The organism is Paenisporosarcina sp. P5_A11, assembly GCF_056400705.1.
The window spans coordinates 1-13,081 of sequence record NZ_JBFUKT010000024.1 but is presented as its reverse complement, the minus strand read 5'-3'; the positions used below and the strand labels follow the sequence as shown (position 1 = coordinate 13,081).

At 36.5% G+C, this 13,081-nt stretch carries 11 protein-coding genes and 1 pseudogene; 4 read left to right on the top strand and 8 right to left on the bottom strand.

The features are described 5' to 3' along the window. Positions 1-148: 148 nt before the first annotated feature. Positions 149-1,702 (top strand): fatty acid--CoA ligase family protein, encoded by a 1,554-nt coding sequence (locus AC1DOS_RS06370; protein WP_477536818.1) that lies wholly within the window; start codon positions 149-151, stop codon positions 1,700-1,702. Positions 1,703-1,890: 188 nt separating this feature from the next. Here the strand turns inward: AC1DOS_RS06370 and nadA are convergent, their stop codons facing one another. Genes nadA through nadB form a run of 3 tightly spaced genes read right to left on the bottom strand, consistent with a single transcriptional unit; the run spans position 1,891 to position 5,374 of the window. Then, positions 1,891-2,985 carry a quinolinate synthase NadA gene (gene nadA, locus AC1DOS_RS06365; protein WP_477536817.1) on the bottom strand — a complete coding sequence of 365 codons (1,095 nt, stop codon included), beginning with the start codon at positions 2,983-2,985 and terminating at the stop codon, positions 1,891-1,893. After that, entirely contained in the window at positions 2,982-3,836 is an 855-nt protein-coding gene (nadC, locus tag AC1DOS_RS06360) for a carboxylating nicotinate-nucleotide diphosphorylase (RefSeq protein WP_108585217.1), read from the bottom strand. Before nadC ends, nadA begins: the two co-directional genes overlap by 4 nt. After that, positions 3,833-5,374 (bottom strand): L-aspartate oxidase, encoded by a 1,542-nt coding sequence (gene nadB, locus AC1DOS_RS06355; RefSeq protein ID WP_477536816.1) that lies wholly within the window; start codon positions 5,372-5,374, stop codon positions 3,833-3,835. The genes nadC and nadB overlap by 4 nt, the downstream gene beginning before the upstream one ends. Before the next feature lie 113 nt (positions 5,375-5,487). On the opposite strand from nadB, the gene AC1DOS_RS06350 reads away from it, so the two are divergent. Next, positions 5,488-6,621 carry an IscS subfamily cysteine desulfurase gene (locus tag AC1DOS_RS06350; protein WP_477536815.1) on the top strand — a complete coding sequence of 378 codons (1,134 nt, stop codon included), beginning with the start codon at positions 5,488-5,490 and terminating at the stop codon, positions 6,619-6,621. Positions 6,622-7,031: 410 nt separating this feature from the next. Here AC1DOS_RS06350 and AC1DOS_RS06345 read toward each other — a convergent pair whose 3' ends face one another. Both AC1DOS_RS06345 and AC1DOS_RS06340 read right to left on the bottom strand, forming a co-directional pair. After that, entirely contained in the window at positions 7,032-7,172 is a 141-nt protein-coding gene (locus AC1DOS_RS06345) for a hypothetical protein (RefSeq protein ID WP_477536814.1), read from the bottom strand. Next, on the bottom strand, positions 7,172-8,461 hold the full coding sequence (locus tag AC1DOS_RS06340) for a helix-turn-helix domain-containing protein (RefSeq protein WP_477536813.1): 1,290 nt from the start codon (positions 8,459-8,461) through the stop codon (positions 7,172-7,174). Before AC1DOS_RS06340 ends, AC1DOS_RS06345 begins: the two co-directional genes overlap by 1 nt. Before the next feature lie 266 nt (positions 8,462-8,727). Here AC1DOS_RS06340 and AC1DOS_RS06335 point away from each other — a divergent pair, with 266 nt between their 5' ends. Next, the gene (locus tag AC1DOS_RS06335; protein ID WP_477536812.1) at positions 8,728-9,024 is read left to right on the top strand and encodes a DUF3006 domain-containing protein; all 297 of its coding nucleotides are present in this window, start codon (positions 8,728-8,730) and stop codon (positions 9,022-9,024) included. Between the two features lie 100 nt (positions 9,025-9,124). Here the strand turns inward: AC1DOS_RS06335 and AC1DOS_RS06330 are convergent, their stop codons facing one another. Beyond that, positions 9,125-10,414, bottom strand: coding sequence for a helix-turn-helix domain-containing protein (locus AC1DOS_RS06330; protein ID WP_477536811.1), 1,290 nt, complete (start codon positions 10,412-10,414; stop codon positions 9,125-9,127). A 237-nt stretch (positions 10,415-10,651) separates the two neighbouring features. Here AC1DOS_RS06330 and AC1DOS_RS06325 point away from each other — a divergent pair, with 237 nt between their 5' ends. Continuing rightward, a complete protein-coding gene (locus tag AC1DOS_RS06325; protein ID WP_108585211.1) occupies positions 10,652-10,861 on the top strand; it encodes a hypothetical protein in 210 nt (69 codons plus the stop codon). Positions 10,862-10,962: 101 nt separating this feature from the next. Here AC1DOS_RS06325 and AC1DOS_RS06320 read toward each other — a convergent pair. Continuing rightward, positions 10,963-11,184, bottom strand: a pseudogene (locus tag AC1DOS_RS06320) (alcohol dehydrogenase catalytic domain-containing protein); the annotation flags it as partial. Positions 11,185-11,327: 143 nt separating this feature from the next. Continuing rightward, complete coding sequence (locus AC1DOS_RS06315; protein WP_477536810.1) at positions 11,328-12,875, bottom strand: FAD-dependent oxidoreductase; 1,548 nt, start codon at positions 12,873-12,875, stop codon at positions 11,328-11,330. Positions 12,876-13,081: the final 206 nt, after the last annotated feature.

Genomic DNA, 13,081 nt, shown 5'->3' with positions numbered 1-13,081 from the left:
TAACCGCAGGAGCAATCTTATCTGCGACGAGTAACCGCAGGAGCATCGTGGAATTTCACGGTGCTTCTTGTATTGTCAGAACATTTCTTATATAATGAAGACATTGAATATTGAATGAATATTCATTCAATGCGAAGGGGAAGTACATATGAATTTAGTGTCTTGTGTTCGTGAAACTGCTTTAGAACAACCGAATAAAACAGCTTTTCATTTTATGGGCAGCGATACGTCTTATGCTGATTTTGATCAATCAATTGCACGCCTCGCTTCAGCCTTACGTGAATTAGGTGTGGAAAAAGGCGATCATGTTGCTTTATTACTAGGTAATACTCCACATTTTTTAATTTCACTTTACGCAACTATGCGTTTAGGGGCAACGGCAATTCCGATCAACCCAATTTATACACCTGATGAGATTTCTTATATTCTTCAAAACAGTGATGCTAAAGCCGTCATTGCGCTTGATATGTTATTACCATTGATTGAAAAAGTTGCAGGAGCATTCCCATCTGTATTAACTTATGTCATTTGTGAAACAACTCCAGATGCAGGAGAAAAGATAGCTTCTCTTCCTGAGGGCATTCGTGAAAAAGTGAAACCGTTTACACAGTTAATTAAATCATCTTCACCAGACGTGTTGCCAGTCGATATTTCACCAGATGACAATGCAATCATCTTGTATACATCTGGAACAACAGGCCGTCCAAAAGGAGCAATCTTAACACATGAGAATTTATTCTCAAATGCGCGTGATACTGCTGATTATTTAGGGTTTTCTGATTCAGATAAAGTGTTAGCAACCTTGCCAGTATTTCATGTCTTTGCATTAACTGTTGTTGTAAATGCACCACTTTTAAAAGGAGCAACGATTTTACTTGTACCACGCTTTAGCCCACAAGATGTCTTTGACATAGCAAAAAATCAACAAGCTACTGTCTTTGCAGGGGTTCCTACAATGTATAATTTCTTATATCAATCTCCGCAAGCGAATGTCGCTGATTTTTCAACGATACGTTTGGCAATTTCAGGAGGGTCTTCTTTACCAGTAGCGTTGCTACATAACTTTGAAAACAAGTTTAAAGTGCGAGTTTCAGAAGGATATGGTCTATCTGAAGCTTCACCCGTTACATTGTTCAACCCACTCGATCGGGAACGTAAAGCTGGATCTATTGGAACGTCAATTCTTAATGTAGAAAACCGCATAGTAAATGAATTAGGCGAAGATGTTCAAGTCGGCGAAGTGGGTGAGCTAATTGTACGTGGTCCAAACGTGATGAAAGGCTACTACAAAATGCCAGAAGAAACAGCTGCAACAATACGCAATGGCTGGTTATATACAGGGGATTTAGCAAAAATCGATGAAGATGGTTATTTCTATATAGTGGATCGTAAAAAAGATTTAGTAATAGTTGGCGGCTACAATGTTTACCCTCGTGAAATAGAGGAAGTATTATTTGCACATCCAGATATAGTTGAGGCTGCTGTAATTGGGATGCCAGATGCAAACTTCGGCGAGGCAATTCATGCGTATGTAGTAGTAAAAGATGGGAGCATTGATGCTGAAACTTTAAGTGCATATTGCGCCGAACATTTAGCGAAATACAAAGTACCTCGCAACTTCGAGTTTTTAGCTGAATTACCAAAGAACACGACTGGCAAAATTTTACGTCGCTCGTTAAAAGATTTAGCACTAACTAAATAATAGATTACCAGACACATTTAAGTGTCTGGTTTTTTATTGCAAAGATATCACTTTCTATATTAGTACTCACTGTACCTTGGGGATTTCTTTGCAAGTATCCAATTTCTTTTTATAGCTACCGCGAATTTACTTTGAAATTCCAAATGAAAAAACCACTCCACAAATGCAAATGCGGAATGGTTTTTCACTTATAACATTTTCTCCAAAGCCATTTTCGCTTCTTCGGAAGTTTTGTCATCTACCATAATTTGATTGATAATCCGGCCTTCAACAAGTTCTTCTAGTGCCCACGTTAAATGTGGCAAGTCAATTCGGTTCATCGTTAAACAAGGACACATAAAAGGGTTCAAGGATACGATATCACGATCAGGATAAGTTGCGATTAGTCGGTTTACTAAATTCATTTCTGTACCTATAGCCCATTTAGAACCTACTTCTGATGCGGCAATCATATCGATAATGAATTTAGTTGAGCCTGCAAAATCAGATGCATTTACGACTTCATACGTGCATTCAGGATGAACGAGAATTTGGCGGTCCGGTTCTTTGTCACGTAAATTCGCCACATGTTTTGGCAAGAAATTCATGTGTACAGAACAATGACCTTTCCACAAGATTACACGGACATCTTCAAGAGCACATTGGTGTTCTAACTTTTGTTTTATTGGGTCCCAAATAGCCATTTGTTCTAAGGGAATACCAAGTTTAACCGCTGTATTCCGACCTAAATGTTGATCTGGTAAAAATAGCATTCGTTGTTTTTGTGTCAATGCCCATTCCACCATTTCTTGCGCGTTGGAAGAAGTTACGGTTGCACCACCATTGCGGCCGACAAATGCTTTAATGGCTGCGGTCGAATTGACATAAGTTAACGGGACGATTGTGTCTCCAAAGTCTTTTTGTAATTCGATCCAAGCACGTTCGGTTTGATCAATATTCGCCATATCGGCCATCGAACAACCTGCACGCATATCAGGAAGAATGACTGCTTGTTTGACTGTGGATAATATATCTGCAGTTTCTGCCATGAAATGAACGCCACAAAAAATAATGTAGTCTGCCGTTTGTTTTGACGCGATTTGAGACAGTTGTAAAGAGTCGCCTGTAACATCTGCATAAGTAATCACTTCATCTTTTTGATAATGGTGTCCCAGAATATATAATCGATCACCGAGGAGATTTTTTGCGTGTAGCGCTCGGTTATGAAGTTCTTCTGTAGATGCGTTTAAATAGTGAGTCGGCATCGCATCAGCTAATTGTAATTCTTCTAGTAAAGACGTCAAACGAATACAGCCTCCTTACTCGAAACTGACAAATTCATACTGATATCTATATTTGATACACTATGTGTTAATGCACCAATGGAAATAACATCGACTCCTGTGTTTCGATATGCTGCCAATTTGTTTAAATCTATTCCCCCTGAGGCTTCAGTTCGAATAGATGAAGGGACTAGTTTTACCCAACGTGTCATTGTTTCTGGTGTCTGGTTATCAAACATAATGACATGTGGTTGAGCCGCAATTGCTTCTTGTAATTGTTGTTCCGTTTCGACTTCGACTTCGATCATCACCATATGACCTAGCGAAGCACGAACTCTATCTACAGCCTTCGTGATGGAACCTGCCGCAGCAATATGGTTATCTTTTAGCATGACAGCGTCGTATAGGCCGATACGATGGTTGAAACCTCCACCTGCCCGAACCGCATATTTTTCGAACATTCGAAGACCAGGTGTTGTTTTACGTGTATCTACAATACGAGTTCGGGAAGAACCTAAAGTCTCAACGCATTGTGCTGTTAATGTCGCTATAGCACTCATACGTTGAACCAAATTCAACAACACACGCTCGCCTGAAAGTAATGACGCTACAGGACCAGTTAAACGAACTATAGCTTCACCAGACTTTACGTAATCACCATCTGACTTTAATAATTCAACTTTCACGCCTTCATCTAGTAAGCCGTAACCCCATTTAAAACAGTGCAAACCGGCAATTACTCCATCTTCTTTAAACCGGACAATTGCTTCTCCAATATCCGTTTCTCTGAATATGACTGAAGACACGTCACGATCGCCTATATCTTCAATCAAGAAATGTTTTAATGCTTCTTCTACTTTCAACCGGTTCATTTGACAGTCTCCTTACGTTCAATTTTGCGCGTCCCAATCGACACCCCTTGGATGGATTGTTCAATTACTTTTCCTGTCCATTCATCTGAAGAGGTCGGGTAATCATGACGATAGTGACCACCTCTGCTTTCAGTTCGAAGCAAAGCGGATTTTGCAATCAAACTGCTTGCGGTATAACGATGGATAAATGGTATTTCCTGATTCGTATATTCAGCAAGATTTAAAGGATGAAGAGGGAAATCGTTAACGAATGCATTTAATCCCTTTTCAGACCTTATAATCCCAACTTGCTCGGTCATCCGCAGTTCCATGTCAGTGAATTTGTGCTGATTCAACAACTTCGAATTAATCCTTATGGAATGTTTGTTTACTTGACGAATCACTGTTCCTTCTATTCTTTTAGCCAATCTTTGTGCGAAGACAAGACCTTCTAATAATGAATTACTGGCTAAACGATTGGCGCCGTGGACACCAGTTGAAGCGATTTCACCGATCGCATACAATTGTGAAACAGAAGTTTCCCCGACATCATTCGTTTTTACGCCGCCCATATGAAAGTGGGTACCTGGGCGTACTGGTAATAATTCATGAAGAGGGTTTAGGCCATGACTTAAGCAATTTGCGAAAATAGATGGAAACTTTTGATCAAATCGGTAAATATGTCGTGCATCTAAAAATACCGGATCATTCTTTTGCCAGTGCCACTCAATAACACGGGCTACAATATCTCTTGGTGCTAGCTCGAGTAAAGGGTGAACGTCTTTCATCACACGTACCCCGTCTTGATTAACTAGAAAAGCACCTTCACCTCTTACAGCCTCGGAAATAAGACCACAAGATTTTCCCTTTAACGTAAAAATAGTGGGGTGGAATTGAACAAATTCTAAATCTTCTAAAACGGCCCCAGCATGATAGGCAAGCGATAACCCGTCGCCAGTTGCAACAGATGAATTGGATGTTTGACTGTAAAGTTGACCAATTCCTCCTGTCGCTAGTACAATATGTCGCGCTTGTATTTCATGTCTTCTCCCGTGTTCGTCACCTACTATTACCCCTGTACAACGACCTTCTTGGAGTTGTAATTGTAAGACGGTATGAAAAGGGAGACGAGTTACTTTTTCTTGAGTATGTTTAAGCAGATATTGCATCAGCATCTTTCCGGTTTGATCTCCACCTGCATGTAAAATTCTTCTATGAGTGTGTGCGGCTTCTTGACCTAGATTAGGAGCTCCACTCGTAGTCATGTCAAAAGGGAGTCCTTGTGACATCAGTTTCTCGACGAGTATTTTCCCTTCTTGAACGAGGATGTCAACTCGTTCTAAATGTGCATGATTAGCAGTGGCAAGCATCGTGTCAACGGCATGTGTCGAAGGTGAGTCAAAGGGAGATAAAGAAGCTGCAATCCCGCCTTGAGCTAGCGCAGTATTACTCGTCAACGGATCTTCTTTTGTGAGGATGGCAATAGACATTGAAGAGGGGAGAGAATAAGCTAACATCAACCCTGCAACACCACCACCAACTATGCATATATCAAACATTTTTTACACCAACTTTACTGAAAGTTTACAAGTGTCTTGACACTATTAATGACATAAAGATACAGTGATTACAAGAAGAAAATCATTTTTGGAAGGAATTTGGTGATGAGATGATGATTTACTTAGACTCCGCTGCTACCTCTCCTATGAGAAAAGAAGCATTGGCCGCTTATATAGAAGCTGCTACCTCGGCTTTTGGAAACACTCAAAGTTTGCATGATGCTGGTTGTACTGCAGCTGACTATGTTGCTTCGTGTAGACAAATGTGGGGACGTTTTTTTAATGGACGTGAAGAAGGAATTTACTTTACAGCAAATGCTTCAGAAGGAAATCAACTAACGATTCGATCACTTTTAAGAGGAAGACCTCCGGAGTTCAAKGACATTGTAACGACAAAGTTAGAACATGCCTCTGTATTAACCACGATGCACGAATTAGAAAAAGAGGGATATCGCATTCATTACATTCCAGTTAATATTTTTGGAGTTATAGATATCCAAGCATTTGAACAAACTGTAAATCATCAAACCGCGTTAATTGTCATGCAGTTAGTTAACTCGGAAATGGGTGCCATTCAACCAGTTAAAGAATGTGCCAATTATGCCAAGCATTTAGGCGTTCCTTTTCATTGTGATATCGTCCAAGGATTGGGGAAAATTCCTCTAGATGTGACTGAACTGGGCGTAACATCTATTGTGTGCTCAGCGCATAAAATCGGGGGACCAAAAGGTGTCGGAATCGTTTATATAAATCCTTCGGTACACTGGGAATCTGTTTATGAAGGCACCACACATCAGCATGGATTTCGATCAGGCACGGTCGACGTTCCGGCAATTGTTTCGGCAACAATCGCAGCTAAATATGCATTGTCTGATCAAGCAGAAGCTTTTCAACAGGCACTACGATTGCAAACTTTTGTGTTGGAGAACTTACCAAAAGGTGTCCAATTGGTCGGTGATAAATACACTAAGTCTCCGTTTATTTTAGGACTTATTATGCCTCACGTGGAAGGGCAATGGATGATGCTTGAATGTAATCGCCAGCAAATCGCCATTTCGACAGGTACTGCTTGTAAAATTGGATTTGGAGAGGCAATGTCTGCAATGAGTGCAATTGGCTATGCCAGTGACGAGGCAAGAAAATTTGTCCGTATTTCTTTTAACCAACATACAACGTCTCAAGAAGTAGAGATGTTTTTGAAAGTCGTAAAACAATCACTAAATGACATAATAAAAGCCACACTATAAACTAGGTGGCTTTTATTATATTGTTCATTTAAATAATTGCATTACGTTGCTCTTTAACACAACAAGTTTAACTCGAAACTCATAATGGGCAATAGTTGATGTATGCCAAACTAAATTTTGATATTTCATGAAACTGAAACATAAGCAATTGCGTATTATATACATATATAGAATTAGAGGGAAGGGAGTGAATCAAATTGAATCTTAGTGTTGTCATTATCACAATCATAGTTTTCATAATTCCTCTGATCATCATTGGCCTACTAATCTTTATGTTCATTTCAATGAAAAAACGTAAAAATAAACTCAACCAAATAGAACACTCGCTCTCTGATGGAGTATCCAAAAGACAAATTAAATAAAAAAAGCAGCAGCGACTTGAATTGAATCAAGTCGTTGCTGCTTTTTGATTAGTTGCTTAATGTGACAAATGTAGTTGTTGGTGTGCCTGTGATTCTTGGAAGCATATCTGCTGCATTAGATTGAGACGGTTGAGCAAAACCTCCAAAGAAAACTGCTACTAATAAAATTGCTAATAATTTTTTCTTCATTATAAATCCTCCCAGAAATTAATTGATTTTATTTTATATGAAAAGCTTATTGCCTTTTGAAAATAAAGAGCAGAATTTTTATATTTTCTAATTTCTGAATACTTATTACCTAATAGTATTGAATATTTATAAACATAATGAAATTCATTATTACTTTCAAAATAGTCTATGGCATTAACCAAGGTGTTTTCAAATTCTAGATCTTTATTGTGTAGCAATTTATAAATATTAAAGTGATAAAAATAGGATAAATAATCGTTATCTAAAAGTTTAGAAATGTACTCAAGACCAGTATCAGTCCATTGCATTACCATCAATTCATCATTTTGTTTGGAATATTCTTTGGCTATAGAATAGATGGTTAAAAGATAATTCTCGTCACCAGAAGAGTTTTTGAGACTTTCTTTATAAAATTCAATTGCTATTTTTGATTGACCTTGAATTGCGAACAAGGAGCCTAGATTGTGATTGATAATCTCAGTATATTCACTTAATTTAAAGTTTATGACAATTTTCTTTGCCAACAGAAAACTCTCTTCTGCATTTTTAAAATTTAAATTGTGTTTATAAGCTATTCCAATGACAATATAGCAATCAATAGCTCTATTGAATATTAAATTATCTTTATAGAACTTTAAAGATTTAGTGGAATACTCGATTGTGTTTAAAAGGTGATTATTAGAAAGATAAGACATACTCAGTGCGTGGTAAAAGTCTGCAAATTCCCATTCTTGAAGATGAAAGTTAGTTACATATTCAAGCGCTGATTCAAAATAACTTAGTGAAAGCTTATAATCTCTTACTAGGTAATAATAGAAGCCGCAATTTTTGTTGAATATGAAATGTTGTCTTTCATCGAACTTCTCTTGCATTTGATCTAATGCGTTCATTAGATTTTTTACTTTGTCAACATCAGCTTCTGTAATTAATGATAGACGAAATAAATAGAGATTATACGTAAAAAAGTTACTTTCATCAACAAAAAGAAAATTTCTTTTATTATATGTAGTTAGCCTTTTTATTATCTCGCTTTTATTTCTTTCAATTATTGCTTCTTTGTAGAGCGAATAAAGTTCAGATAAAAACTTCAATTCTTGTTCAGTAGAAATATCCTCGTAATCTAAATCCAGTCTTTCCAAAAGAAGTTGTAGTACATCTTCACTAGGTATGGTTTGGTTATTCTCAATCTTACTTAAGTAGGATGTGGAACAAATACCTTTGGCTAGACTAACTTGCTTCATATTCTGTTGGATACGTGCCATTTTGATTAGTAAACCAATATTATTCATATATCCACCTTTTATACTACTAGAGTAATTGAGTCATATCTACTACACGAGGTTGGGAAACATTATAGGAATACCTATAAAAAAACGCGTGTTTTGGAAAAAAGTTTCCCAACCTGTTTTTCTTTCTTATTCTATCTTAACGAATTATGATTATATTGTAACTAGTTAATCAATTAATATTCTTCAAATTCTACGTTTATTAAGAATATTTAGCAATTAATAACTTTCTTCAAGCAAAACATCATTTTAAAAGGGAGCTGTTCATTATGTTTACAGGGAGAATGTACAAATTGGATCGGTTTGAAGATGATTTAGCAGTACTTTTAGAATTTCCTAGTGATTCAAACGTATTAGTGGTTCCAACGGATGATTTAAAGCATGGTATGAAAGTTGGCGACATATTATTAGTAGACATAAAAGAAGAAGGATTTATTATTTCGAAGGTAAACAAACGTACTGCGAATAAACACAAGAACGTAGAATCGCTTTGTCCTTCACAAAAAATTGACAGTTATTATATAGACTATGAACATGGTTGTCTAGTCTATACGACAGCAAGTTAATCATTGCGTTCAAAGACATCTTCGCCAATGTCTCTGACATACACAGAAAAGCCTGTAATTAGTTCCCCCGACCTCGGGAACTAGTTACAGGCTTTTGCATTTATAAATCTTCCCAAAAGGAAATTTTCTGCTTTTTGAACATGTTTTCATTAGAATAAGCGAAGTATTTTGCAGCATTTTTATATTTGTTTAATTCTTGATAGAAATTCCCTAACAAAAGGGAGTATTTCTGTGCATTGCGATAATCTTTAATTTCTTTGAAGAAATTAAAAGCATCTATTGTTACTTTCTCAAAAAAAATAGGATCGGTTTCTTTGGCCAAGTATACTTTTAAATGATATTCGTAAATTTGGTTACCCAGATTCTGATTTTCATTAATTAGAGAAAGGCCTTTTTCAGCCCATTTAATTATTTCATTTGAATTTTTTAACTTCGAATATTCTTTTACTAATGAATAAATCGTAGGTAGTTTTTCTTCATTCCCAGCTCTAACTGCAATACTTTCTATAAAATATTCTATTGCTTTTTCTGAAAAGCCTCTAACAGAAGCGGTATTTCCTAAGTTTTGAGTAATTATTGGAAAATGTTCTTTCAAATTTAGCTGATATGCGATTTTTTTAGCAAGCAACAAATATTCGTATGCTTCTTCATGTTGATAAGATTCATCTTTTGCGATAGCTAAAATTAAATAGCATTCAACAACACGTGAGTTGTAAAATCCACTTTTGAAGAACTCTAAAGAGTTTTGAACATATTCAATTGAAATTACCCATCGCTGTTGTGTTAGATAACAATGCCCCAATAAGTACTGAAAATCTGCTTCTTCCCATTTTTCAATATTGATGCGTTTAAAATACTTAATTGCTTTTTCATATGCTTGCAGAGTTGAATTATAGTCTAACATAAATGAATAATAGCAACCTACGTTTGAATGAAATAAAAACATTTGATAGTCATTAAAATTACTTGAAAGCTCAGAAAGAGCCATAATTAACTCACTTGTGTCCTTTTGAATATCTTGTACGATAAGAGTTAGTCTTAAAACCATAAGTTGATATGTATAATAGTTGCTTGGATCACTAAACAAATAACGTTCATTATTAATTTTCTTTAGCTGCTGAGCTACGAGTTCTCGATCTTTGTTCATAATGGCATTGAAATAAATTTCTCGTATATGTGCAAGATAACTATCATCATCCAAATTTTTGTTTTGGGTGATAGATAGTTCAAGTCTATTTAATAGTAAATCAATAACTTCTTGGCTTGGAATGATTGAATTATTTTCGATTTTACTAAGGTATGAGGGCGTACAAACTCCCTGAGCAAGTGTTATTTGCTTCATGTTCCTTCTAATTCTTTCAAGTTTGATGACGTGTCCAAAATTATTCATGGGCGTAGTCTCCTAATTTGCTACATTTTACAATTCTAATCTTAATCCTACTATACGTTGGCAGAACTATAAACAAAAGCATAATTAAGAAATTTATTTCATATATTCACGATTATTAGGTTCTAAATGTGAAAACTTTCCCAACATTTTCGACATTTTTCGACGTTTTTTTCATGTAGAATAAGTCTATAGAAATAAATGATTGAAAATAGGTCGTAATAAGAAGGGTGAGACGTCATGAAATATTCTGCACAAGAGTTTATGGAAGTCACAATAGATTGGATGCTATTACGTATGCTTGGAATTGTGAACAAGCCCATAAACTTTATTGCCTTGACATTTTTTGTGATGTTTTTAATCTACACCATAACTTCGGTACTTCCTATACTGGGTGAAGGTGTAATTGAAGTCAAAAAGCATATGAACACAGATGTGTTTCGCTTTTAACAATAATAAAAAAATCCTCTTTAGCGTCATTACTTGCTAAAGAGGATTTTTCTATGGTTTCAAGACAAACTTAATGCTTTCATCTTCATGGTCGTTAATATAACTTTGGTCACTTCTGAGCCAACTTCTTCGATACCCATTGGTTCATGTCCAATCACGTAGTCTTTTCTAGCTGGAAGTGCTCCTTGATAAATGTGAAGATCTGAACCGCAAATGGCTGTGGATGTTATTCGTATGATAATATCATCTCGTTTTTGAAGTAGGGGATCTGCAACTTCTTTTACTTGGATATCTTTCGTTCCTTGAAATGTAACTGCCTTAATAGGACATCCTCCTTGGAATAGTTCCTAAAATGGTTTCACACGTTTTAAGAAATTTACCCGTATTTTTCAACTAAATGACATGCTTTAAGCTTTTTAAAAAGAAGAAGGCCAATCTCTATTTACCATAGAAATTGGCGCTTCAATTATTTGCGTTCCAATGGTTTTACCGCAGGTCCTTCTAACACTTCACCTTTGTAAGAAAACCTTGAGCCGTGACATGGACAATCCCAGGTACGTTCTCCATCATTCCAGTGCACGTCACAACCTAAATGGGTACAAGTAGGTTTTACTAAGTGTAATTGCCCGTTTTTATCCTTGTATGCACCGGTTTTGTGGTTATCTACCATTACGATGCGTCCTTCGTCATTTTTTAAATCGTCTACTGAATCTGTTGGGCGGTCGAATTTACCGGTTACTAATTCTTTTGCGACATTGGCATTCATCTTCACAAAATGTTTAGCGTCTTCTTTTTTAATTTTTGATCGAGTTGGTGAGTATAAGTCTTTACATGGATTGAATTTATTTTGCGCAAGATCTGCAAGCAACAATCCAGCAGTGGTACCATTCGTCATACCCCATTTGGAAAAACCGGTTGCTAAAAATACATGTGACGAGCTACTAGACATTTCTCCAATATAGGGGAGACGGTCGAGTGTCTCATAATCTTGTGCAGACCAATGCGTATCGATTGATTCAACTTGGAAATGCTGTTTTGCAAATTGGGTGAGCGTTTCATATCGTTGAACAGTGGATTCATCATGAGAATCGTCATCATGTTGCCCTGTTTTATGTCCTTCTCCACCAACTATCACATAGCTTTCGCCTTTGTCTCCTTTTGCTGTACGAATGGAGCGGCTAGGCTTTTCAACATTAATATACATTCCAGTCATTTGTTCACTTGGAACCCTTACACAAACTGCATAGGAACGTTGGGGAGACAATCGTGAAAAATAGAAGCCTTCTTTATCGTTAAAGGGGAAGTGACTAGTTACTAATGCTTGTTTGGACTTAATGATATGACCTTCCATGGTTTCGATGAAAACTTCGTCATCATCTTCTCTAAGTGATTTAGCACGGGTATCTTCGTAAAAAGTCACACCAAGTTTCTGTGCTTCTTTAACTAACCCGTTAATATATTTGACCGGATGAAATTGAGCTTGGTCAGGTATTGTTAATGTTTCACTTACAGAAAACGGAAGTTCATCTTTAGAAGTTGACAGTTCACCTAGGATGCCTAGTTGATCATAGGCCGCTTTCTCTGTATGTAATTTTTCAACACCTTCAGGAGTTTGTGCATAGAGAACAGCGTGACGTTCTTCAAAGTCGCAATCAATGGAAAGTGAATCAATCCACTTTTTTATTTGCTCTCTTGCCTTTTGGTTGGCATCAAAGTATTGACTTGCTTCATTTTTTCCGAACGTCTGTATTAATTCATCATAAATAACCCCATGCTGGGCAGTTATTTTAGCTGTTGTAAATCCAGTAGTACCGCTGACGATTTTACTTCCTTCTATAACATGTACCGTTACACCTTCGTTTGCGAGCACATAGGCAGCAGTGACCCCAGCAATTCCAGCCCCAATTATACATACATCTGTTGTAAGGTTTTCTGTTAAAGGTGGATAAGTTTTATTAGATCTTTCTTTTCTCCAATAGGATTTTGTGACTTTTGGTAGTTCAAGTGGACACATAAGAATTCCTCCCGACAGTAGTTCCTTCATTATTACCCATTTTTAGAAAATACAATCATCATCCTATGTTTTTCATATTTTCAACAGTGGATTAATCGGTTCTTATTCAAACGATTTCCAGCCCACAACTTGAGTATGTAATGATAATCGATGGAAATTTTATGCTATATAATTAAAGGGAAAATCTTACGGTTGTCGAAATAGAT